Annotated in this window: 14 protein-coding genes and 1 pseudogene; 4 read left to right on the top strand and 11 right to left on the bottom strand. The window is 71.8% G+C overall.

Annotated features, from left to right (window positions below; all coding sequences use genetic code 11):
• Window positions 1–2: 2 nt before the first annotated feature.
• From hisB to hisD, 3 genes are read right to left on the bottom strand one after another with little or no spacing between them, the layout of a single operon-like run.
• Complete coding sequence (gene hisB, locus HAV40_RS17455) at window positions 3–626, bottom strand: imidazoleglycerol-phosphate dehydratase HisB (RefSeq protein ID WP_166382481.1); 624 nt, start codon at window positions 624–626, stop codon at window positions 3–5.
• Window positions 623–1699: a histidinol-phosphate transaminase gene (locus HAV40_RS17450; protein ID WP_166382479.1), complete on the bottom strand. Its 1077-nt coding sequence runs from the start codon at window positions 1697–1699 to the stop codon at window positions 623–625. The genes hisB and HAV40_RS17450 overlap by 4 nt, the downstream gene beginning before the upstream one ends.
• A complete protein-coding gene (gene hisD / locus HAV40_RS17445; RefSeq protein ID WP_166382477.1) occupies window positions 1696–3033 on the bottom strand; it encodes a histidinol dehydrogenase in 1338 nt (445 codons plus the stop codon). Before hisD ends, HAV40_RS17450 begins: the two co-directional genes overlap by 4 nt.
• A gap of 129 nt (window positions 3034–3162) precedes the next feature.
• Between hisD and HAV40_RS17440 the strand changes: the two genes are divergently transcribed.
• Window positions 3163–3846, top strand: a complete 684-nt coding sequence (locus tag HAV40_RS17440) for an LON peptidase substrate-binding domain-containing protein (RefSeq protein WP_166382475.1) — start codon at window positions 3163–3165, stop codon at window positions 3844–3846.
• Here the strand turns inward: HAV40_RS17440 and HAV40_RS17435 are convergent.
• A complete protein-coding gene (locus HAV40_RS17435) occupies window positions 3816–4472 on the bottom strand; it encodes a DUF2567 domain-containing protein (RefSeq protein WP_166382473.1) in 657 nt (218 codons plus the stop codon). The genes HAV40_RS17440 and HAV40_RS17435 overlap by 31 nt on opposite strands.
• A gap of 123 nt (window positions 4473–4595) precedes the next feature.
• Between HAV40_RS17435 and HAV40_RS17430 the strand changes: the two genes are divergently transcribed.
• Window positions 4596–5957: an SUKH-3 domain-containing protein gene (locus HAV40_RS17430; protein ID WP_166382471.1), complete on the top strand. Its 1362-nt coding sequence runs from the start codon at window positions 4596–4598 to the stop codon at window positions 5955–5957.
• Here HAV40_RS17430 and HAV40_RS17425 read toward each other — a convergent pair whose 3' ends face one another.
• From HAV40_RS17425 to HAV40_RS17415, 3 genes are all read right to left on the bottom strand, one after another.
• Window positions 5958–7211: an SUKH-3 domain-containing protein gene (locus HAV40_RS17425; protein ID WP_166382469.1), complete on the bottom strand. Its 1254-nt coding sequence runs from the start codon at window positions 7209–7211 to the stop codon at window positions 5958–5960.
• A 132-nt stretch (window positions 7212–7343) separates the two neighbouring features.
• Entirely contained in the window at window positions 7344–7907 is a 564-nt protein-coding gene (locus HAV40_RS17420) for a hypothetical protein (protein WP_166382467.1), read from the bottom strand.
• Window positions 7904–16984: a toxin glutamine deamidase domain-containing protein gene (locus HAV40_RS17415; protein WP_166382465.1), complete on the bottom strand. Its 9081-nt coding sequence runs from the start codon at window positions 16982–16984 to the stop codon at window positions 7904–7906. Before HAV40_RS17415 ends, HAV40_RS17420 begins: the two co-directional genes overlap by 4 nt.
• A gap of 189 nt (window positions 16985–17173) precedes the next feature.
• On the opposite strand from HAV40_RS17415, the gene HAV40_RS17410 reads away from it, so the two are divergent.
• Window positions 17174–17617: a YbaB/EbfC family nucleoid-associated protein gene (locus HAV40_RS17410; RefSeq protein ID WP_166382463.1), complete on the top strand. Its 444-nt coding sequence runs from the start codon at window positions 17174–17176 to the stop codon at window positions 17615–17617.
• A complete protein-coding gene (locus HAV40_RS17405; protein ID WP_166382461.1) occupies window positions 17614–17997 on the top strand; it encodes a hypothetical protein in 384 nt (127 codons plus the stop codon). Before HAV40_RS17410 ends, HAV40_RS17405 begins: the two co-directional genes overlap by 4 nt.
• Before the next feature lie 140 nt (window positions 17998–18137).
• Here the strand turns inward: HAV40_RS17405 and dnaE are convergent, their stop codons facing one another.
• From dnaE to HAV40_RS17385, 4 genes and pseudogenes are all read right to left on the bottom strand, one after another.
• Window positions 18138–21704 (bottom strand): DNA polymerase III subunit alpha, encoded by a 3567-nt coding sequence (gene dnaE, locus HAV40_RS17400; protein WP_239085810.1) that lies wholly within the window; start codon window positions 21702–21704, stop codon window positions 18138–18140.
• Complete coding sequence (locus tag HAV40_RS17395; RefSeq protein WP_166382457.1) at window positions 21697–21963, bottom strand: hypothetical protein; 267 nt, start codon at window positions 21961–21963, stop codon at window positions 21697–21699. Before HAV40_RS17395 ends, dnaE begins: the two co-directional genes overlap by 8 nt.
• Before the next feature lie 71 nt (window positions 21964–22034).
• Window positions 22035–22874 (bottom strand): annotated as a pseudogene (locus HAV40_RS17390) (MinD/ParA family ATP-binding protein); the annotation flags it as partial.
• Between the two features lie 429 nt (window positions 22875–23303).
• Window positions 23304–24308 carry a hypothetical protein gene (locus HAV40_RS17385; RefSeq protein ID WP_166382455.1) on the bottom strand — a complete coding sequence of 335 codons (1005 nt, stop codon included), beginning with the start codon at window positions 24306–24308 and terminating at the stop codon, window positions 23304–23306.
• Between the last annotated feature and the right edge of the window lie 37 nt (window positions 24309–24345).

The raw sequence follows: 24345 nt of genomic DNA, 5'->3' as shown, positions 1-24345 counted from the left end.
GCTCACAGCACACCCTTCGTGCTCGGGACCGCGCCCGCGCTGCGCGGGTCGATCTCCACGGCGGTACGCAGCGCGCGGGCCAGCGCCTTGAACTGGCCCTCGATGACGTGGTGCGCGTCGGGCTTCTGCCCGGGGCGCGAGGCCCGCAGCACCGACACGTGCAGCGTGATCCGGGCGGTCTGCCCGAACGACTCGAAGATGTGCCGTGTCATCGACGTCGGGTAGACGGGCCCGCTGCCCGGGTTGATGTAGTCGGCGATGTTCTCCGGCTCGTCGTGGACGACGTACGGCCGCCCCGACAGGTCGACCGCGGCCTGCACCAGCACCTCGTCCATCGGCACGACCGCGTCGCCGTACCGCCGGATGCCCGCCTTGTCGCCCAGGGCCTGCGCGAACGCCTCGCCGAGCGCGAGCGCGGTGTCCTCCATGGTGTGGTGCGCGTCGATCTCGAGGTCGCCCTCGGTGCGCACGGTCAGGTCGAAGCCGCCGTGCCGGGCGATCTGGTTCAGCATGTGGTCGAAGAAGCCGACGCCGGTGGAGATCTCGGCCCGGCCCGTGCCGTCGAGGTCGATCTCGACGAGGACCTTTGTCTCCTTGGTGACCCGCTCCACGCGTCCGGTCCTCATGCCCTCAGCTCCTTCATAGCCGCCAGGAAGGCGGAGGTCTCGTCCTCGGTGCCCGCGGTGACCCGCAACCAGCCCGGCAGGCCCACGTCCCGGACCAGGACGCCCTGGTCGAGCAGGGTCTGCCAGGCGCTCTTCTGGTCGTCGAACCGTCCGAACAGGACGAAGTTCGCGTCCGAGTCGGCCACGGTCCAGCCGTCCGTACGCAGCTCCGCCACGATCCGGTCGCGCTGCGTCTTGATCGCCTCGACGGTGCCCAGCAGCACGTCCGCGTGCGCGAGCGCGGCGCGGGCGGCGGCCTGGGTGAGCGAGGACAGGTGGTACGGCAGGCGTACCAGCTGCACTCCCTCGATCACGGCCGGGTGCGCGGCGAGGTAGCCGACGCGCGCGCCCGCGAAGGCGAACGCCTTGCTCATGGTGCGGCTGACCACCAGGCGCGGGTGCCGGTCGAGCAGCTCCAGCGCGCTGGGCGTGCCGGGGCGGCGGAACTCGGCGTACGCCTCGTCGACGACGACCAGGCCGGTCGACTCGGCGAGCACCGCCTCGATCACGGCGAAGTCGAGCGCGGTGCCGGTCGGGTTGTTCGGCGAGCACAGCAGCGTCAGCGCGGGCCGGTGTGCCCGGACCTGCGCGACCGCGTGCTCGGCGGTCAGCCCGAAGTCGCCGTCGCGACGGCCGTCGACCCAGGTGGTGGCGGTGCCGACGGCCAGCAGCGGGTGCATCGAGTACGCCGGTCCGAAGCCCAGCACCGTGCGGCCCGGCCCGGCGTACGCCTGGAACAGCTGCTGCTGCACCTCGTTGGAGCCGTTGGCGGCCCACAGCTGCTCGGCGGTCAGCCCGTGCCCGCAGTAGGCGGCCAGGTCGGCGCGCAGCTTCACGGCGTCGCGGTCGGGGTAGCGGTTCAGGTCCGCGATCTCCCCGGTGATCGCCCGGCTGACGGCCCGCACGACCTCGTCGGGCAGCGCGTACGAGTTCTCGTTGGTGTTCAGCCGCACCGGCACGTCCAGCTGCGGCGCGCCGTACGCGTGTCTGCCGCGCAGGTCTTCACGCAGCAATTCCTGCACCCACTCGCTCATGCCGCACCACTCTCGAATCGCGCGGTCACGGCCTCGCCGTGCGCGGGCAGGTCCTCGGCGTCGGCCAGCGCCACCACGTGGTGCGCGACGTCGCGCAGCGCGTCGGCCGTGTACTCCACGACGTGGATGCCGCGCAGGAACGACTGCACGGACAGCCCCGAGCTGTGCCGGGCGCAGCCCGCCGTCGGCAGCACGTGGTTGGAACCGGCGCAGTAGTCGCCGAGCGACACCGGCGCGTACGCCCCCACGAAGATCGCCCCGGCGTTGCGCACCCGCATCGCCCAGTCCCGCGCGTCGCGGGTCTGGATCTCCAGGTGCTCGGCGGCGTACGCGTCCACCACCCGCAGCCCCTGCGCCAGGTCGCCGACCAGCACCGTGGCCGACTGGCGACCGCTCAGCGCCGTCGTCACCCGCTCGCTGTGCCTGGTGCGGGCCACCCGCACGGCCAGCTCCGCGTCGACCGCGTCGGCGAGTGCGGGCGAGTCGGTGACCAGCACGCTGGCCGCCATCGGGTCGTGCTCGGCCTGGCTGATCAGGTCGGCCGCGACGTGCGCCGGGTCGGCGGTGTCGTCGGCGAGGATCGCGATCTCGGTCGGGCCCGCCTCGGCGTCGATGCCGACCACGCCGCGCACCAGGCGCTTGGCGGCGGTCACCCACAGGTTGCCGGGGCCGGTGATCAGGTCGACGGGCGCGCAGTCGTCGTGCGCGGGCAGTTCGCGCTCCGGGTCGGCGGTGCCACGGGTGCCGTAGGCGAGCATCGCCACGGCCTGCGCGCCACCGACGGCGTACACCTCGTCGACGCCCAGCAGCGCGCAGGCGGCCAGCACCCGCGCGTCGGGCAGCCCGGTAGCCTTCTGCGGCGGGCTGGTGACGACCAGGCTCGGCACGCCCGCTGCCTGCGCGGGGACCACGTTCATGACCACGGTCGACGGGTAGACGGCCAGGCCGCCGGGCACGTAGAGGCCGACCCGGGAGACGGGCAGCCAGCGCTCGGTGACCGTGCCGCCGGGCACGACCTGGGTGGTGTGGTCGGCGCGGCGCTGGTCGGCGTGCACCTTGCGGGTACGCGCGATCACTTCCAGCAGCGCGGCGCGCACCTCCGGTTCGAGGGCCTGCTCGGCTTCCTTGATCGCTTCCGCGGGCACCCGCAACGCGGCCAGGTCCACCCCGTCGAGCCGATGCGTCGCTTCCTTGACCGCCTCGACGCCATGCTCGCGCACCCCGTCGACCAGCGGGCGGATCTGCTCCACCGCCTGGCTGACGTCGATCTGGGCACGGGGCAGCAGGTTACGCGGATCGATGTCACGTCCACGCAGGTCGATACGGGTCAACACCTCCCAAAGTCTACTGGCGCACCCGCGCGCGCCGGCGCGCGCGCCCAGGCACTGGGAAAGTGACCCCGCCCACTACGTCGCGGGGGCCGGGCTACCCCCGTTGACGCCCTGCGGCGCTAGGCTCTGCCCATGACCGGGACGCTGCCGCTGTTCCCGCTGGGCACGGTGCTGTTCCCCGGCCTGGTGCTGCCGCTGCACATCTTCGAGGAGCGCTGGCGCACGCTGATGCGCAATCTGATGGAGCTGCCCGACGGCACGCCGCGCGAGTTCGGCGTGGTCGCCATCGAACGCGGCCTGGAGGTGATGCCCCCGCCCAACGACGGCGTCGCCACGTCCGAGGTGGTGGTGCACGAGGTCGGCTGCGTGGCGCAGCTGCGGCAGATCACCGAACTGCCCGACGGCAAGTTCGACATCGTCACCGTCGGCGCGCGCCGGTTCCGGATCACCGGGTTCGTGCCCAGCCCGCACCCGTACCCGGTGGTCGGGGTGGAGTGGCTGCCCGATCCGGCCCCGGACGCGCTGGCCGACCAGCTCGCGCCCCGGGTGCTGGCTGCGTTCCGCGAATACCTGGGGGTGCTGCGCGGCGGGCCGGACGACCAGCTGCCCGACGACCCGACGGTGCTGTCGAACCTGGTCGCGGCCAGCGCGTCACTGACCGTCGGCGACCGCCAGCAGCTGCTGTCCGCGCCTGACCCGGCGACCCGCCTGCGCCACGAGCTGACCATGCTGGCCCGCGAGACCGCGCTGCTGCGCGAGGTCCGGGCCGTGCCGGCGCAGCTGTCTCAGCTCGGACCCGCGCCCGCGATGAACTGATCGTCGTCGTAGCGGGCCCACTCCTGCTCGTCCTCGTGACGGCGCAGCGAGGGCCACCGCGACCAGGCCGCGGCCAGCGCGTAGGTGACCACCGCGCCGAGGGCAGGGATGAGCAGGACACCCCCTATCGCGTACGGGAAGAAGGTCAGCTTCTTCACCGCGCGCAGGTCCACCGGCTTCTGGATCAGCGTGTCCACCGGCGCGTTGGCCAGCTTGTCCTGGTAGGCGGCCAGCCCGATGTCGTGGCCCAGCCACCACGCCGCCCAGCCCGCGATCAGGGTGCCCACCAGCAGCCCGGCGAGCTGGATCGGCCCCCGGCGGGCGGGCAGCAGCACCCAGGCGCCGATCGCGCACAGCAGCCCGAACCCCAGGCCGAGCAGCACGAACCAGCCCTCGGCGGCGGCCAGCTGCTCCGGCTCGGGCGAGGTGTAGGCCGCGCCACCCTCGACGATGCGCAGCGGCAGCGTCGGCGCGACCGCGTGCCACAGCAGCCCCAGCCCGAGCCCGAGCACCCCGATCACGGCCGCCAGGACCAGCGCCCAGAGCACGTCCGCACCGCGGCCGCCCGTCGCGGGCCGCACCGGCTCGATGGGTCCCTGGTACGGGTGTGTGTCGTCGGAAAGCATGTTCGAACCGTAGTCCCCTCAGCGTGGCCGGGTCCGCGCCCCGGGCACCGATGGGCGGGATACATCCCTTCGTGCCCTGCTGCGATAAGTTGTCCAGACCGATCGCCGAACGCGGGAGCCGCAATGATTTCACAGGAACGGCTGAAGGAGATCGCGCGGCACTGGGCCGTCACCGAGACCCTGCGCCGCGGCTACGCGTGCGAGCCGCGGCTCACCGCGTTCCCCGGCGGCTGGGTCGTCTGGTCCCCGCGCCAGGCGGGCGGCCCGGTCCCCGAGCCCGGCAGCGGCGAGACCGTGATCATCGACCGCGACACCGGCGCGCTCACCGTCGTGCCCGGCCTGCCGCCCCAGGTCGCCATGAGCCGGTACACCGGCCCCGGGCCGGCCGCCCAGGCCGCGTACCCGGCGATGCCCCTGCCCACCCCGCCGCCCGGCGCGGTCGGCACGATGCCCCCGCCGATGCCCCCGCTGCCGCCCACGACGTCGGTGGCCGACCCGCTCTCGCTGACCCCCGGCCCGCCCCCGCCGAACGCCGTGGTGACGTCGTCGCCGTTCGGGCCGCCCCGGCTGCCCGCCGACGAGCAGGCCCGGCGCGCGAACGCCCTCGCGGCGCAGCTCGCCCGCCTCGGCGGCCCCGCCACGCCCGCGCTCCCGCAGGTGGTGGCCACCCTGGAGGTGGTCGGGCGGACGTTCCAGGCGCTCGGGCACACCGCCGACACCGAGCCGGTGCACCACCCGGCCGTCATGCGGGCGCTGGCCGCGATCCCGCCCGCCGGGCGCACCCGCGGCGCGCACCGCCACCCCGACCTGATCGTCGTGTCCAAGGCCCTGTTCGAGCTCGGCGGCGCGGAGCACACCGACACCGCCTGGGCCGCGCGCCAGCTCGCCGGGGCCACCCTGCGGCTGCACCTGCTGCGCGAGGGCACCGCCTCGGACAACCCCGCGCCCGCCGCCGCCTGCCACACCTGCGGCACCGTGCTGGTGTCCCTGGGCCTGCCCGGTGAGCTGCCCCGGGACCTGGTCCGCCCGGAGCCGCCGCAGCGGAACGCGGTCGGCCGGGCGGCGCTGCGCTCGATCACCGCCGAGGCGGTGGCCGCCACGATCGCCGTGCCCGGCGTACGCCACCGCCTGCCCGCGCTGCCGTTCCTGATCGACCTGCTGGAGCCGTACGCGCCGTTCCACCCGGTGCTGCAGAGCCAGCCCGGCGCGGCGCAGCGGGTGGAGTCGTTCACCCTCGACGAGTGGACCCGCGAGCAGACCGCCGACACCCTCGGCGATCTCGCCGAACGCCTCGGCGCACCGCTGTTCCCGATCGGCGGCGAGGCCGGCGGCCTGCACTCGATCATCGCCGTCGACGAGCGCCACCGCGTGTTCGCCGTCGACCACGCCGGAGCCTGGTATCTCGGCCCCACCCTCGACGACGCCGTGCAGACCCTGCTCATCGGCCGTTCCACACCACGGGTGCGGGCCACCGGCACCTGGTGATCAGGCAGGGGGCTCCAGGGTGCCGTCGTCGCGCACACGCGGCATCGGGTGGCCCTGGAGCAGGACGACGAAGGCGGTGTCCAGATCCGGCCCGGCGTACCACTCCCCGGCCTGGTCGAGGACCCACACCTGGCCGTTCGCGTCCACCGCGATGATCGCGTCACCGGCCTGCTCCGCCCCGATCGGGGCCAGCTCGGTGCCGATCACCGCGCCGAAGTCGGCCAGCGAGGCCGCCGTCGCGCCGACCAGGTCGCCGCCCAGCTCGAACGGCCGCACCCAGTGCGCCACGCCCGGCCCGCGGCGCACCGACACCAGGTACGGGAACTTCTCGATCGCGGCCCGCAGCGGCTCCAGCGGCGGGTGGCCGTACTCCCCCAGCGCCCGTACGGACAGCTCGGCCCACTCGGTCGCCGACACGATGCGCCCGTCGAGTTTCAGCGGCACGTCCCAGCCGCCCGCGGCCAGCGTCGCCGCGACGTCCGGGGCCAGCCCGGCCAGCGGGCCCGGGATGCCCGTCGGCGGCGCGACCGGCTCGACCGGCCCGACCGCGGCGGAGGCGGGCGCGAGCCCGAAGTGGATCCACGCGGCCAGGCAGGTGTCACACGGCCCGGCCGGGGTGCCCGCCAGCGGGTCGCCCGGGTCGCGGATCAGGGTGAGCCGCAGCTCCTGCACCTGCTGGGCGGCGCTGCGCACCTGCCCGATGGTCAGGCCCGGCTCGCCGCGCGAGGCGGCCGCGTGCTCCAGCTCGTGCAGCCAGTCCGACAGCACGACCAGCTCCGCGTGCCGCCGGGTGCCGCGCACCAGCGACCCCGGGGACTGCACCGCCAGCCACTTGACCACCAGCGGGTGGTGGTTGAGTTCCTGGTCGCCCTTGGCCCCGGTGGCCTCGCGCGGCAGCCCGTCGCCGGGCACCATGCGCACCGTCACGCCGGGCGCGAAGCCGCCGCCGAGCCGCCGCAGCGCCGCCGCCGGATCCGCGGTGACCGGGGCCGCGGGCGCCCGCTCCGCCCGGTGCTGCAGGTGCAGCCGCCGCACCTGCTCCAGCGGCACCGACGGGTACGTGCTCACCCGCGCGTCCTGCCGGTCGATGACCAGCCGCGCGCCCGCGCCCGGCTCCGGCGGCCCGTCACCCTCGGGCAGCGTCCACACGATGAAGCACTCAGGGAACTCGGCCACGTACGGCCGGTGCGAGCCGCCCGCCCCCCGGGCCAGCTGCTCGGCTACCCGCTGCGCGTCCTGAACGGTGACGGTCATCGGAGTCCCTCCCTGCATGATCCGGCCCGCGCTGGGCGCGGACCGGGTATCACCCTGCCACGGCCAGGGGCGGTCCCGGAAAACGTGTCCAATGTAGACCGATGATCCTATGACTTCGCCCGGTCCGGCCCGTCAGCCGCCCTGCTGCGGACGGCCCGCGCGCACCCGCCGCCGCATCTCCTCGCGCCGGGCCTGCCACGCCGCGTCCAGGGCATCGAGCGCCGCCGGTGCGGTGTCGAACGGCTCCGCGTTCAGGTGGTCGGCGAACGAGCCGAGCTTCACGCCCATCGGGCCGAAATAGATCAGCCCCGCCTCCTGCTGGAACTGCCCGCCGCGCTCGAACAGCTCGACCAGCGGCGCGAACGGGTCCGGCAGCTCGGACCCCGGCTGCGCCGCCGCGAAGTGCAGCGCGTACTCGCACAGCCGCCGGTCCAGGTGGTTCGCGCCCCGCGCGGCGACCTGCGCGTACACCTCCCGCACCAGCTCGGGATCGGCCCGCGTGCCCGGTGCGGCCAGCTGCGCGACGTCGAAGAACGGCCAGGACCTCGCGGCGTCCAGCCGCTGCGCCCACAGCGCCGCCCGGCGCAGGTACTCCGACATCAGCCTCGCCCGCGAGGGCGCGCGCTCGTCGTCGTCGAGCCACTCGACCCGGGCGAGGCGGTCCGCGAGCGCGCGTGTCCGTTCGTCCGCACTCATTCGTGCCTCAACCTCCGCATGATCTCGTCGACGACGTGTTCCAGGTTGCTCAGATCCGGCGCGATCTCGACGTCCGGCTCCTCCAGCCCCATGTCATGGTAGTGACCGAACGGCCAGCGCCGCCCCTGCGAGGGAGCCACGTCATGCGCCGCGAAGTGCTCCGGCGTCGCGGTCGGGTACTCCCACTCGTTGTTCTCCCAGTAGTCGAAGTCCGACGGCCGGTAGGCCATGCCATGCCGCTCCATCAGCACCGACTCGACGTACTCGTGCGCCAGCGTGCGCCGGAAACGCTCCAGGTCGGCGCCCTCCAGCGGGCCGTCGTACGCGGCCTGCCAGTCCATCCCGATGTTCAGGATCGCCGTGAACAGGCCCGTCTCCAGCTGGTCGGTGCCGGTCGCCACGTCCGCGTGCACCTGCAGGAACAGGTTGCGCCGGGCACGGGCGACGACGTCCTCCGGGATGCCCTGGTTGGCCGCGATGCGCTGCACGTCGTCGGTCATGGCCCGGATGTCGGCGTACAGCGCGACCGCTTCGCCCTCGTTCTGCTCGCCGCCGATGTGGTGGCCCTCGGCACCCGGCGGCGGGTTCGGCAGGGTCGGCCGCCCGCCGGGGTCGGGCAGCGCCGAAGGCCCGCTGTCGGCCACCGGGCCGGGCTCGGGGGCCGGTTGCGGCGCAGGCTCCGGCTCCGGGTCGGGAGCCGGGGACGGCTGCTGCTGTTGCTGCTGCTGGGCCAGTTCCGCCGCGCCCCAGGTGGTCTGCGCGAGGGAGCTCATCGGCTGCGGATCGCCGTCCGGGTCGAGCATCATCGCGTACATGCCGACGACGTTGCCGTTGTTCGACGGGTCGCCGGTGTGGCCGTACATCGACACGTTCTCGGCGACCTGGCGCGTCTGCGGGTCCAGGAACAGGATGGTGCCGTTCTGGTTGACCGCCAGCCAGGCGTGCGACGTGCCCGCCTGCCACTCGGTCACGATGAACATCGCCGCGCCGTGACCGGCCTCGGTCAGCTCGTGCGTGATCGACGCGAAACCCCAGTCGGACCACTGCTGGGCCTGCGTGGCCGGACTCTGCGACATGTTCGGGAACACCGTCTGCCAGGTCCCGCCGACCGCTGCGGCGACCCGGCCCATGCCGCCGGCCTCACCGCCGGTGACCGCGTTGACGTCGGTTCCCGCATACTCGTCGAAGGTTCTCGGCGCGGACACCTGCGGGCGGCCCCGCCAGGTGCGCCACGCGGAGATCATGCAGTCGACGCAGTTGACGCCGCGGCTCGGGTCCAGCTCCGGCCCGCCGTCGTTGGCCAGCCCGAACCAGGTGCCGACCCGCGGGTCCGGGTTCATCTGCAACTGACCGTCGGGCGTACGCGGCATCGCCGCCGCCAGGTCGTCCTGGTGCTGCTGCAACGGCGGGCGCAGACCGCCCCGGTACAGGTAGGGCCGCCCGTCGGCAGCGGGCACGTCGACCTGGAGCGCGCCGTCGTCGGTGTTGACCGCGACCCACGCCGTGTCGTCGTCCACCGTCGTCGCCGGGTTAGCCGTGTACGTCCCGTTGTACGCGGCCTTGGACAGCGCACCCCACTCACCGGCCCACTGCTGGTGCTTGTCCGCCCACTCCTGGCACAGCTTCGCCTGCTCGGCGTCGGGCTGCTGCTCGGCGTAGAACTGCGCCCACGACCGGTACTTGTGCATCTCGGCGAGGTGCTTGGCCGCCTCGGCCGCCAGCGCGTCCGCCTCCCGCTGACGCCGCTGCAGCTCCAGCGACATGCGCCGGGTCTGCAGGCCCGCCCGGTAGGGCCACTGCGGGTGGTTCGGGTCCGACGGGTCCATGCCGACCGGGCCTGGCGGCGTGCTGCCCGGCACCGGCGGGGACTGCGGGTCCGCAGCGGTCGCCGGGTCGGCGGCCAGGGCCGCGTCCCCGGTTAGGGCTGCGTCTCCTGGGCGCGGCGACGGTGCGACTCCGCGAAGATCTCCTCGATCTGCGGCTCGCTCGGCAGCGGGCCGGTCCCCCGCGAGATCGCCAGCGCGATCCGCTCCGCCGAGCTCCGGTCCACCGGTCGACGCCGGTCGTCCCAGCTCAGACTGTTCATGATCTCCGAGACCGCGTCCGGGCGATACCGCCAGCCCCCCGCTCGGTGGTCGTACATCAGCGCCTCCCGGGTCCCCGGGCCCTTGACGATCAGACCCGTCGGTTCCTGCTGCGGGTGGAACTCGAGATCCCTCAGATAGAGGGCGAAGTAGCGCAGCATCCTCGGCTTCCAGGTCAGGGTCCACCCCGGAGGCCGGCTCGGCCGGACCCGTGGTGTCTAGTCCAGCGTCCCCGCTGCGCGGCGACGGTGCGACTCCCGGAACGCCTCGAGGATCTCCTCCTCGCTCGGGAGCGGGTCGATCCCCTTCGTGATCTGCGTCGCGATCCGCTCGGCTTCCGCTCGGGTCACCGGCCTGCGTCGGAAGTCGTAGTCCTCCCGGCTCAGGATGTACCCCGCCGTCTGCGGGTCGTACCGCCAGCTCTGGGCCCGATGGTCCCAGATCATGTGCTCCCGGTGACCCGGCCCGGAGATGATCAGGCCCGTCGGCTCCTGGTCCGGGAAGTCCTCGATGTCCTTGCGGTAGATGGCCTTGTAGTACAACATCGAGCTCCTCCAGGCGGGCGGCGACCTTCGGGGTGACCGGGAAGTCGTCAGGCGTCAGATCGTATTCGGCGATCACGTCGCCGGGCGTCAGGCCCTGCGCCTCCAGCTGTTGAGTGAATGCGGCCCAGACCTCCGGGTTGTCGCTGATCCATTTCGCGAGGCTCGCGTCCTTGGCGTCGTCGCCGACCATGCCCGGCGGGATCGCATCCAGCATCCCGGCCGCGCGATTGACCTCCAGCATGCGCAGCAGGGCCCGGATACGCTGCTCGGGCTCCGCGTCGACGTCACGCATCACCTCGTACTCGACGTGCGTCGCGTGCCACAGCTCGTACGACAGCTGCGTCGGGAACTGCACCTCGACCAGGGTGCCGTCGGGCGCGCGGAACGTCGTGTTGGTGCCGTAGAACCGGTTGCCCGCCCGCCAGAAGTTCTTCGGCGTGCCCTCCAGCTCGTAACCCGCCGCCTCCAGCTGCGCGATCACCGCGTCCAGCGCGGGCCGGTACGCCGCACCGTCGGGCAGCTGCACCGAGAAGCGCACCGAGTCGTTCACCGTCGCAGCGAACTGCTCCGGTCCACCGATCCGGCCCTCGGCCAGATACTTGCGCTCCAGCGACGCGCGGCTCTTGGCGCGGTGCTCGGGGTCGCGCAGCGGCAGGGAGCCCTCGGGCAGCCCGAGCGCCCGCTCGACCGACGCGGTCACCCGGCGCAGGTCGGTCAGCGCGGTCTCGGAGGCGGCGAGCGCCCGCTCGTGGACGTCGTCGAGCATCGCGGTCTCGTACGCCGACAGCTCGGCGTCGGGGCGGGGCTCGAAGAATCGCCCACCGGGCTCCGGCGGCGACGGCGGCTGCCCCGGTCCGGCCGGGGAATCGGGATCGGCCGGGGAGTCGGGATCGGCCGGATCCGTCAGTCCTCGTCCTGGGGCGGGGCGCCCTTCCACTGGAAGATCCAGAGAATCGTCTCCTCGTCGGGAAGCGCCTCCATCCCCTTCGTGATCCGCAGGGTCAGCTCCTCGGCCTGCTCCCTCGGGATTTCCTCCGTGCGGTCCACGTACTCGTGGTGATCCATCACGTATGCCACCGTCGTCGGGTCGTACACCCACGCCTTCTGCCGGTGGTCCCACAGCATCGCGTCCACCCCGCCGTGAGTCACGATGATCCCCCTCGCCGGAGGTCTCGACTTGTCCACCGCGTAGAACGCGTAGTACTTCACCATCCGCCCGTTCCGACCTCTCCGCGCCTTCAGAAGTTCCAGACGCATCGCTCGGACCAGCAAGATTCGACGGAGCCTCGGACGATGCTGAGTCCGTCAGTCCTCGTCCTGCGGCGGAGCGCCCTTCCACTGGAAGATCCAGAGAATCGTCTCCTCGTCGGGAAGCGCCTCTTTCCCCTCCGTTATCCGCAGGGTCAGCTCCTCGGCCTGCTCCCTCGTGATCTCCACCGACCGGTCCACGTACTCGTGGTGATCCATCAGGTAGGCCACCTTCCCCGGGTCGTACACCCAGGCCTGCTGCCGGTGGCTCCACAGCATCGCGTCCACTCCCCCGTGGGTCACGAAGATCCCCGGCGGAGGTTTCGACGTGTTCGCCGAGTAGAAGGCGTAGTACCTCACCATCGATCTGCTCCAGTTTCTCCGCGATTTCCGGCGTGATGGGCACGTCGGCAGGGTCAATGCCGAACTCCGCGAGAATGTCGCCGAATCCGCCGAAGGACGTCTGCTGATCATCCAACCACTCGCGGTACTGCGCCCATATGTCGGCGTTCTTGGTGATCCAGGCGGCGAGGCCGGTGTCTTTGGAGCCGACAGGCTCCCCGCGTGGGGGCGCGGCGATCTCGTCGATGCCCGGCGGCACCTCGCCGAGGCCTAGTTCCTCGTTCACACCCAGCATCGACAGCAGGGCATGCACTCGTCGCGCGGGTAGTTCGGCGTCCTGGAGTTCGCCGTTCTCGTCCACGTGACCGGCGCGTCTCAGCACCTCATACGCATCGTGGGTCAGTCCCCACGCACGCTGGGACGCCTCGGTGGGGAACTGCACCTCGAACAGTTGCCCGTCCGCACTGCGGAAGGTCACGTTCAGCCCGAGGAAGCGGTTACCCGGGCGGAAGAAGTTCTTGATGTCGGTCAGCTGGTAACCACGCTGCTCCAGGCCTTCCCTGATCGCGTCGAACCCTGCGCGGTAACCCGCGCCGTCCGGCAGCCGCACCATGAAGCGCACAACGTCGTTGACGTCTTCAGCGAATCTCACGGCACCGATCTCGTCACCTTCGACGAGATACTTGCGGATCAGTGACTCTAGCTTCTTGACCCGTGCGTCGGCCCCTTCGATCTGCAGCGTCCCGTCACGGGAGAGGTCGGCGTCCGCGTTGAACCCATCGACGATGCCCTCGATGTCCGCGAGAATGCCGTCAGCAGTCGCCTCCGCAGCGGCGTGAAGGTCGGTGAGAACCTTGCGCTCCGCCGGATTGAGATCGTCGACCACCTCATCGGGCCCCGGCGGCTTGCCGATGGTCACGGGGACTGTGTCAGCGCCGTACAGACGTCCAGGCAGCAGACTGCGTTGCTCAGCGGCGCGGAATAGAGCGGCCTCGCCGAAGGTCGTCGGCACCGTGCCCCTCGGATGAACCACTTCTCCCCGGTCACCGCCGACCACCAGTCGGCCATCCACCATGCGGATCTCGACCGTGAGCGCACGGCGGTACTTGACCCGCTCTGGATCCTCGCTCTCGGGCAGGCTGCTCAGCGGCTCGTCTGGGCGGTGCACGCACACCGGGACGGTGTCGAGCCCGGCCAGTCGCGCTGCCCGCATCCGGCGGTTGTCCATGCTGTCCAGTGATCCGTCGCCCCAGGCGATGACGTGCGCCGGGCCACCCTGCCACCCGGTCTCCGCCATCAGCGCGGCGAACTGGTCCATGGTCAGGTCGCCGCTGGTCGGGCTGACCGAGCGTTGCGTGAATCGGACATCCTGCGTTGGCACCACCGCTGTCTGCGGCAGTAGGGCCACCAGCCGTGCCCGCTCGGCGTCGCTGAGCACCGACGGGTCCGGGTAGCCCAGGTCGGCCATCGTGGCCTCGCCGACACCGAGGTCTTCGAGCTCCTGGTCGGTGAGTGGGCGCTGCATGTCCGCGTCGAGCTGTGTCGCGTGGACCCCGGCCGGTGCGGCCGCCGGATCGGGCTGGCCCTGGTACTGCGACCAGGCTCCGGTGGGTGCGCCGTCCATCACGGACTGCTCGCCGTCCGGTCCGATGACCATGGCGTCCATCTGGATGATGCCGCTGGTGTAGGGCGGGTTGGTGGTCGGTGTGCCGGGCGGCTGCTGCGGGTCGGCGTACATGATGACGCCGCCGTCGTTGAAGACCGGCCAGGTGTGCGCGGTGCCGTCGGTCGAGTGGTGGATGACCACCGCCATCGCACCCGGACCGGCCTGGCGCAGCTGGTCGGCCAGGCGGGCGTAGGACGCGTCCACGGTCTGGCGGGCCGCCTGGGAGTCCAGGCCACGGGTGTCCGGGCACAGCTGCTGCAGCCGCCCGCCGAAGAAGTCCTCGATACGGTGCGGCCCGCGCGGTTCCGGCCCGGCCGGTTGGTCCGGGTTTCCGCTGGCAAACCCGTCGAGGGTACGCGCGGCGGCGCAGCGCGGACGCCCGTGCAGCCACGTGTCGGCTACCGAGAGCAGCACGTCGACGCAGTTCACCGCACGGGTCGGGTCGGCCTGCGGCCCGCCGTCGTTGGCGAAGCGCAGCCAGCCCGAGCGCAGCGGCGGGAACTGCACCGGTCGGCCGTTCTCGTCGCGCGGGACGGCGTTCTCCAGGTCGAGCTGGTGCTGGGTGAGCACCGGCCGGTAGCCGCCGCGCTGGTCGTAGCGGCGCGTCGCGTCGACCGACGGCGGGGAGTCGGTGCCGGTCAGCGCCGACGTGTCGTCGGTGGTGACGCCGCCTCGGGTGAAGTCCGCGCCGTCGTGGCGGTTCAGCGCGTCCCAGGCGGCCGCGGCCAGCGCGCCGGGGCGGCCCATCGAGGCCAGGATCTCGCGCCGCTGCGCGCGCAGCCCGCCGTGGTACGCGTCGCTCCAGCGACGCGCCTCGGCCCGGCTGCGCTCGCCGTCCCGCCGCCCGTCGGCGGCCGGTGGCCTGCTGTCGGCACCCGGGCCGGGGCCACGCGGGTCCGCGCCGGGCACGACGGCGACCGCGGGCGTCACCGCGTCGGTCTGCTGGGCCGGGGCCGGCTGCGGGCGGGCCTGCTCGCCCGGCGTCTGCTGGGCCGGATTGGCCTGCTGATGGGTCGACGGACCCTGCGGCGAGGTGGCCTGGACCTGCTGCGCGGCCGGGTTCTGCGAGGTGGCGGCCGGGTTTTGATTGGTCGTCGGGCTCTGGGCCGTCGTGGGGCTCTGCGTCGTGGGGCTCTGCGTGCCGGTAGACGTCGTGCCCTGCGGGCCGGTGGCGGTGGTAGAGGTGTTCGCCTGGTTCGTCGAGCCGGTCTGCGCGCTGGTGCTCGCCTGGACCGTGGGCCCGGTCTGCGGGGACGGCGTCTGCGCGTTGGTGTTCGCCTGCGCGGACGGTGCCGTCGTGGCGGGATTCGTCTGTGTGGACGGTGCCGTCACGGAGGCGTTCGTCTGGGCCGACGGGGTGGTCGCGGAGGCATTGGTCTGCACGGACGGCGTTGTCGTCAAGGTACTGCTCTGGGCAGAGGGCCCGGCCTGGGCGGGTGTGCCGGTCTGCGCGGCCAGGCTCGCCTGCGTCGACGGGCCGGTCGCGATGCCGCCGGTCGGCCGCGCGCCGGTGGCCGGATTGCCGCTGGTCGAGTTCGCACCGGTGGTCGTACTCGAACCGGTGGTGCTGCTCGACGCGGAGGTGCTGCCAGAACCCGTGGTGCTACTCGACGCGGAGGTGGACGTGGACGGACCGCTGGAGCCGGTACCGCCGGAGGCCGTGCTGGTCGAGCCGCCGCCTGCCGTCGTGGTGGCGCTACCGGAGGCCGTGCCGGACAGGCCGCCGGAGCCGGACGACACCGAAGCCGAGGCCGAGGTGGCGACGGACGGAGCCGACGGGGCGGCCGACGTCCCGGCCAGGCCGGATGCGGGGGCCGTCGCGGCGGGAGCGGCGGCGGGAGCGGCCATGCTCTGCGGCGCTGCGGCCACGGCCGGTGCGATCACGGTGTTGTTGGCCTGCGCGGGGATGTTCGCGAAGGGAGCCGGGGCGGAAGCTGCCGGAGCCGGTCCCGTTTCGGGAGGCGTGATACCGGCGAGCCCGCCGTTGCCTCCCGTGGACCCACCGGAACCGCCGTTGCCACTGCCCGAACCGCCACCGGCGCCGCCGTTGCCACCGCCCGAGCCGCCGTTGCCACCGCCGCCGGAACCCGTGTTCCCGCCGTGCGGGCCGTCCGAGCCGCCGCCCGCTCCGGCCGCCGTGGCCGCCGCGGCGGTGGTGATGTTCGTGCTGGGGTCTCCGTCGAACCCTGTCCCGGCGAGGTTGCTGACGATGTTGTTCGTCATGTTGTTGAGCTCGCCGGTCAGGTGACTGGTGACGCTGGAGCGGGCGCCCGAGGTGGCCGCCATGCCCAGGTTGCCGGCGTCGGGCATCTGCCCCGTGGCCAGTGAGCCGCCGACGTCGCCGAGCACCTCCCCGCGTACGCCGTGGGAGACCTTGCTGACGAAGCCGCCGTTGTGGCCGCCGGCCAGGGTGCTGGCCGCGCCACCGGCGAAGCCCGCCCAGCCGGCCATGGCGAGGTCGCCGAGGTCGAGGCCGTCGCGGCGGCCGGTGGCGGTCTGGTACGTCTGGATGGCGCCCTGGGTGAGCAGCTCCTCCTTCATCTCGTCCAGGCCCTCTTTGCCGGCCTTGATCGCCCACTTGCCGAGCTTCTTGCCGAAGTCCTTGCCGAGGTCCTTGAGCTTGTCCTTGAGAGCGCGCTTGATGCCGCGCTCGATCAGGGACCTGAGCAGCCGCTTGAGGATCTCCTTGATCGCGAACCGGGTCGCCATGCAGGCCGGTCCGGCCGCGGCGGTGGACGCGCCGAAGGTGAAGAACGCGGCGACGGCCAGCGCGATCAGCTCGATCAGCAGCAGGCCGAGCTCGATGTAGTACTCGAGCTTCGCGCCCTGGATGTCGCAGCCGCCGCCTTCGAGCATCTCGCCGAGCGCGCCCGCGACGTACGCGGCGGCCTGCAGGGCGGATTTCTCGTCGCCGCTGCCGATCTGCCCCCAGGCGTCCTTGATCGCGGCGGCGACCTTGCCCTCGGCCCCGCCGAACGCGGCGACGGCGTCCAGGGCGGCCCGCTCGGACTCGGTCAGCGGGTCGCCGAGGTCACCGGCGACCGCGTACCAGTCGTCGGCAAGGTCCCAGGTGGCCTGCTCGTCGCCTTCGGGCCAGTCCATGCCGATGACCCAGTCGAGGCATTCCTTCATCCACCCCGGTGCGTCGAAGTAGGACAGCGGATGCGGTATCGGCGACGGCAACCACGACATCCGCACCCTCCCCAGAGTTCGGCTCTCCCGCGCGGTCCGGTCCGTGCCGGGCACGGTACTTCCGGTGGCGCGCAGGCGCTCTGGGTAAGTTACTCGATCCGGACAAGAGCGCGCCAACCCGGTTGCGGCGCGCCGTGCCGATCCCGGCTACAGTCGGCAGGCATCGGCTGTACCAGGGGAGGAGCCGCCGTGGCACAACGCTCCGATCGCGACGCCAACTGGGCCCTGCGGGAACGTTTCGCGCAGGTGCACGACCAGTACACGCGGCTGCGCAACGGGATGGGCGACCTGCAGACCAAGCTGGCGGCATACCGGGCGACCGAGAAGTCGCGCGACGGCCTGATCAAGGTCGCCGTCGATGCCCGGGGGCGGCTGGTCAAGCTGGAACTGGAGCCTGCCGCGCTGCGCTCGTACAGCGCCTCGGGGCTGGCCGAGGAGATCACGAAGACCGTCGCGCGGGCGGCCGACGCGGCGGGCGCGGGCGTGTCCCAGCTGATGGCCGAGGTCATGCCGCAGGACTCGGGGGCGGTGACGTTCCTGCGTACCAATGACATGAACGACCTGCTCAAGCGGCACGACGACATCATGGACTACCGGCCGGAGCCGCGCGACGAGCCGGGGGCCGCGCGATGAGCGAGGGCATCCCGATCCGCCCGATGAGCTGGCCTCCGGGCGACGGCACCCACCTCGACCTCGACCTGGCCCGCGACGCCGGCAGCCGGATGACCGCGGCGGGCAAGGACGTGACCGCCCTGCGCAACGGCACCGGCGCGAGCATCGAGTCCGCCGGCCAGGCCAAACCCTGGGGCATGGACGACGTTGGCAAGGCCCTCGACAAGGGCTACGCCGAGATCGCGCCCAACATTCTGGCCCTCTGGCGCCAGGTGGGCACCGCCCTGGAATCCATGGGCGGCAACATCTCCCAGGCCGCCACCGTCACCACCGACACCGACATCGCCGCCGCCAAACGCACCACCCAGGCCGCCAACCACAAACCCGACATCCCGGTCTAACCACTTCCGGCCCCGCACTCCCCGCTTTCATGATCGCTGTTTCGGGTCAAAAGGTGAGGTCAGACCTGACCTTCTGACCCGAAACAGCGATCATCGCGAGGCGACGGCCAGGTGCCGGGACGGCCCGGGCGCGAGCGCCGTCAGCGGATGACTCCCGGCCCGGCCAGGGCTTTGATGTCGCTCATGAAGGGCACCGACGGCGCCACCTGGACGCACAGATCCCAGCGTGAGACGCCGCGCTCATGCTTGAGGTTCACGTAGAGCGGGCTCTTACCCGGGTAGGAGCGGGTGATCTGGCACAACTGGTCGTGGAACCCGTCGTCGTTCAGGATCCGGTCGGCGGACAGGTGCAGCACCACGGGCGGGTTCTCGGCCAGGTCGTCTTCGCCGATGGAGATCAGGCTCATGTCGGACATCGAGACGGCCGCGCCGCTGTCGCGCCGGTTGATGTTGCCCTTGACCGCGATGATCGCGTCGGTGGCCAGGTGGCTGCGGAACACCTCGTACGCCTTGGGGAAGCACAGCACCTCGACGTTGCCGTCGAGATCCTCCAGTGTCATGGAAGCCCACGGCTTGCCCTGCTTGGTGACCCGGTGCTGGACCGAGGTCAGGATGCCGGCGATGACGACCTGGTGGCGGTCGGGCAGTTCGTCGGCTTCGATGGCGGCGATGCTGATCTCGCTGTTGGCACGCAGGACCCGCTCGGCGCCGGCGAGCGGATGGCTGGAGACGTAGAGCCCCAGCATCTCCCTCTCGAAGCCGAGCAGGGTCTTGCGGTCCCACTCCACGGAGTCGATGTTGTCCAGGTCGAGGCCGACGACTTTGATCGCGGCAGGCTGGTCGCTGTCGGACGCGCCGAACATCTGCCCGAACAGGTCGTCCTGGCCGTTGGCTTCCTGCTTCTTGACGCCGGTGACGCCGTCCACGGCCTGTTCGTGCACGCCCAGCAGCCCGCGGCGGGTGTGGCCGAGCGAGTCGAAGGCCCCCGCCTTGATCAGCGATTCCACCACCCGCTTGTTGCAGACGGCCAGTGGCACCTTGGCCAGGAAGTCCTCGAAGGAGACGAAGGCGCCCTTCTCCCGGCGGGACTGCACGATCGCGTTGACGACGTTCGCGCCGATGTTCTGGATGGCGCCGAGGCCGAACCGGATGTCGCCCGATACGGGCGCGAACTCCAGCAGCGACTCGTTGACATCGGGCTGGAGCACCTTCAACGCCATCCGGCGACATTCACCGAGATAGGACGCCATCTTGTCTTTGTCGTCGCCGACCGAGGTCAGCAGCGCGGCCATGTATTCGGCCGGGTAGTTGGCTTTGAGATAAGCGGTCCAGTACGACACCAGTCCGTACGACGCGGTGTGCGCCTTGTTGAAGGCGTAGTCCGCGAACGGCACGAGGATGTCCCACAGCGTCTGGATCGCCTCGTCGCTGTACCCGTTGACGCGCATGCCGTCACGGAACGGCACGAACTCCTTGTCAAGGACGGCCTTGACCTTCTTACCCATGGCCTTACGCAGGTTGTCGGCCTTGCCGAGGCTGTAGCCGGCCAGCTTCACCGCGGCCTGCTGCACCTGCTCCTGGTACACGATCAGGCCGTGCGTCGGCCCGAGGATCTCGTTCAGGGGTTCGGCGAGCTCGGGGTGGATCGCCACGACTTCCTGCTGGCCGGTCTTGCGCAGCGCGTAGTTCGTGTGCGAGTTGGCACCCATCGGCCCTGGCCGGTACAGCGCCAGCGCGGCGGAGATGTCCTCGAAGTTGTCGGGCTGCATCAGCCGCAGCAGGGCCCGCATCGGCCCGCCGTCGAGCTGGAACACGCCCAGGGTGTCACCGGCGGCCAGCAGCTGGTAGGCCTTCGGGTCGTCCAGCGTCAGCGACAGCAGGTCGATGCGCTGGCCGGTGGTGGCTTCGATGTGCCGGACGGCGTTGTCGATGATCGTCAGGTTGCGCAGGCCGAGAAGGTCCATCTTGAGAGCGCCGACGGCCTCGCAGACCGGATACTCCCACTGGGTGATCACCGCACCGTCGGCGTCGCGGACCATCAGGGGGATGTGGTCCATGAGCGGCTCGGACGACAGCAGCACACCGGCAGCGTGCACGCCGGTGCTGCGGACCAGTCCTTCCAGGCCCTTCGCGACCCCGACGACCTCCTGGACGATCGGGTCGCTGTCGTGCAGCGCCCGGAATTCGGCCGCCTCGACGTAGCGCGGGTGGCTCTCGTCGAAGATCCCCGAGAGCGGAATGTCCTTGCCCATGACGGCCGGCGGCATCGCCTTGGTGATGCGGTCACCGACGCTGAACGGGTGACCGAGGACTCGCGCCGCATCCTTGAGCGCGGCCTTGGCCTTGATCGTGCCGTACGTCGCGATCTGCGCGACCTTGTCCGCGCCGTACTTCTCGGTCAGGTATCCCAGCACCGCGACCCGGCCGGCTTCGTCGAAGTCGGTGTCGATATCGGGCATCGAGACGCGCTCGGGATTGAGGAACCGCTCGAAGATCAGACCGTGCGGCAGCGGATCGAGGTCGGTGATGTCCAGGGCGTAAGCGACGATCGCGCCCGCCGCGGAGCCGCGACCGGGACCGACCGGATACCCGTTGCTCTTGGCCCACCGAATCATGTCCGACACGACCAGGAAGTACGCCGGGAAACCCATGTCGTTGATGACACCGATCTCATACTCGGCCTGCTCGCGCTGCGCCTGCGGGATCCCGTCCGGGAACCGGCGGGCCATGCCCTCCCACACCTGCTCGGCGAAGTAGCTCGCCTCGGTGTGCCCGTCCGGGACGGTGAACCGCGGCATCAGGTTGTGGTACTTGAACATGTCGGTGGTGTCGACCCGCTCGGCGATGAGCAGCGTGTTGGCGCAGCCCTCCTGCCAGACGTCGGAGGAGTCGATCGCGTACATCTCCTGCGCCGACTTCAGGTAGTAGCCGGTGCCGTCGAAACGGAACCTCTTCTGGTCGGTGATCTGCGCGTTGGTCTGCACGCACAGCAGCGCGTCGTGCGAGGTCGCCTCGCTGGCCACGACGTAGTGCGAGTCGTTGGTCACGACCGGGCGGATGCCGAGCTTCCGGCCGATGTCGACCAGCCCGTCCCGAACCCGCTTCTCGATGCTGAGGCCGTGGTCCATCAGCTCGAGGAAGTAGTTCTCCGCGCCGAAGATCTCCCGGTAGCGGCCGGCTGCCGCCATCGCCTCGTCGACCTGGCCGAGCCGCAGCCGCGTCTGCACCTCACCCGACGGGCATCCGGTGGTGGCCATGATGCCGGTCGCGTACTCGGAGAGCAGCTCGGCGTCCATCCGCGGCTTGCCGTACATGCCCTCCTGCGCCGCCCGGGACGACAGGCGGATCAGGTTGCGCAGACCCACGGCGTTCGACGCCCACAACGTGGCGTGCGTGTAACGACCCGAACCCGAGACGTCGTCGTCCTTCTGCGCGGCTGTGCCCCACCGCACCGGCTTGCGGACACCGCGATCGCCGGGCGCGAGATACGCCTCGATGCCCAGCACCGGGGTCAGCTCGGCGGCTTTCGCCTCTTTGAAGAACTCGTACAGCCCGTGCAGGTTGCCGTGGTCGGTGATCGCCACCGCGGGCATACCCAGCTCACGGGCCGTCTTCATCATCTTCTTGATGCGGGCGGCACCGTCGAGGATCGAGTACTCCGTGTGAACGTGCAGGTGGACGAACTGCCCATGGCTACTGCTACTCACTCTGCTCATCCTCCCAGGAGCTGCCGCCGGCAAGAAGCTTCAACACGGTGGGACGAGACCGCCACCGCTCACACAGCCGAGCGACTTCGTTACGCGTCAGCGCCTTGCTGCCATCGATGGACACCAGCAGTTCTTTCAACGCGCGCTCGGCGTCGAGGCAGCGGTCGACAGCCGCCCTGATCTGCTCCGCCGGAGGGGTCTCGGCGGGATCATGGACGTCAGCTGCGGTGCCGCTCTCAGCGGAGGAATGCCTGTCCACCCAGCCGACCCTACAGTCAAAGAGTTGACCGGTCAATTCTTTGACTACTTGGTCGCTGCAGCGGGCCGGGGTCACCGGGCGAACGGCTCCACCATCACCGAGGCCGCGTTCAACCAGGCCCGCTTCGTGGTCTGCTGGAGTGCGCCGTACTCGATCGACGAGCCGGTCTCCAGGGCCGGGTCGAAGGGCACCACGACCACCGCGCGGGTACGCGTGGCGAAGTGCTTGCGCAGGTCCTCCAGCAGCGGCGAGGTGCCCGGGGTGGCGCACGACAGCAGCGTCACCGCGTTCTCGGCCAGCTTGCCGAGACCGACCTCGTGCAGCAGGTCGATCATCCAGTCGGCGGTGAACGCGGCGTCCTCGCGCGGCACCGTGGTGATCACGAGCTGGTCGGCGGCGCGGATCACCGTCTGCCAGTTGGCGCTCTCCACATTGTTGCCGGTGTCCACGCAGACGATGTCGTGGGTGCGGCACAGCAGGTCCAGCACCCGGCGCACGGTGTGCTGATCCAGGCGCTGGGCGAAGCGCGGGTTCTCCTCGCCGGCCAGCACGTCGTAGGACCCGTCGGAGGCGTGCCGCAGGTAGTCGTCGAGCCGGTCCTTCAGCTCGGGCAGCGGCGCGTTCTCGATCTCCAGCAGGTCGCTGAGCAGGTGGCGGATGGTGCGCGCGTGCCGAGCGCTGCCCGCCCGCAGGCCGAGCGTGCCGCGCAGCTCGTTGTCGTCCCAGGCCAGCACGCCGCGCCCGCGCACGCTGCCGATGGTCGCCGCGGCCAGCACGGTGGCGGTGGTCTTGTGCACGCCGCCCTTGGGATTGGCGAACGCCAGCACCTTGGGGCCGCCCAGCTCCCGGCGCAGCAACGACACGGCGTGGTCGACGTCGTCGGCGCGGGCCGCGGGACGCCACTCGAGCCGCCCGGCGGGCGCGCCGTACGCGGGACCGGCCGGGCTGGCAGTGGCCGGTCCCGCCGGCGGCTCAGCCGGGTCGCGGGGCGGCGCGGCGCGGGCTCGGTCGAGCAGCACCCGCCAGCGTGAGGTCGCCTCGGCGGGCGTCAGCTCGCCGGGTCGGCCCCAAGCCGTGGGACCGTCGCCCCGCTGCCCGTTGCGCTCCACGGTGTGCGCCCTCCCCGCCCTGCCAGAGTGATCGATGATCAATTGTGTGCCAGGCTACGCACCTCGACACCAGCTTGACCACCCTATGTGTTCTGGCACCCACACCTCCAGACCCTGGCGGCCGATTGCCGCGAAGAAGAGGTGAACAGGTCTTGCGATCCGGGTCTCCCCCTGCTCAACGACGCCACTCGATGCAGGGTGCGGACACCCGCGAGGGACGCCCCCGCGCGCTCAGCCCGCCTCGCCCGCCTCGGACGCCGCCGCCGAGGGCGCGTGTGCCGGGGACGCGGGCGGCGACGCCGGGCCGTCGTCCGACGGGCTCGTCTCGGCGACCGGGGACGCGGGCGGCGACGCCGGGCCCGGATCGCTCGGCCCGCCGCCCGGATCGCTCGGCTCGGCGCTGGGCGTGCGGCTCGGCTGCGCGCTGGGCGACGCGCTCGGCGAGGCCGCGGCGCTGGCGCTGGGCGAGGCCGACGGGTCGAGCTGGCCCACCTGCTCCGGCAGCGGGGGCAGGAAGACCGCCCGGTCCAGCCGGCGCACCTCGGGCGCGGGGTCGACCGCGCGCACCTCGGGGCGGGACGCGATCTGGTCCAGCGCCACCGGGGTCGCCCGCACCACCGCGGCGTACACGCAGGTGCAGCCCTTGCGGTAGGCCTCGGCCTCGGCCCGCGCGACCTCGGAACCGCCCAGGTAGGTGTCGCGCAGGCGCTGCTCCTCGGCGTCGGCGGTGGTCAGCTTGCCGGCCAGCCCCTGGAAGTCGGCCGCGTCGGTGTCCCGGCGCGCGGCGACCTGCCGCATACCGGCCACCACGTCCTCCGGGATCTTGAACGCCGGGATGCGTACCGAGGCGGTCGACGTCCTGCCCAGCGGCACGCGGGCGTAGACCTCGACCACCGAGACGCCGCCGAGCACCGGCGTGAGCCGCTCCGGCGCCAGGTACGCCTTGAGGCTGACCAGGGCGTAGGTCTCCACCGGGGTGGCCGCCGGGCGCTTGAGCAGCCCAGCCAGCTCCGAGCGGGCCTGCTTGGCGTACAGCGGCACCGACTGCCCCTGCACGACGCCCACCTGTACTGTCTCGCCGAGCGTGGCCTCCGGGACGGTGGTGGTGCCGCGGTGCGCGGTCCACACGACCGCCAGCAGCACTCCGGTGACCCCGAGCAGGGCGGCCGCGGTCAGCAGCCGCATCCGCAGTCGCCCACGGGCGACGCGGACGAAGCCGCCCGCGAGCCGCGGCACTATCACCTGGTCCAGATGGCGCAAGAACCTTTGCGGG

Source organism: Catellatospora methionotrophica (assembly GCF_011297335.1).
Taxonomy (GTDB): Bacteria; Actinomycetota; Actinomycetes; order Mycobacteriales; family Micromonosporaceae; genus Catellatospora; species Catellatospora methionotrophica.
Note: the sequence above shows the minus strand (reverse complement) of the source record. Positions and strands in the feature narration are given on the sequence as shown.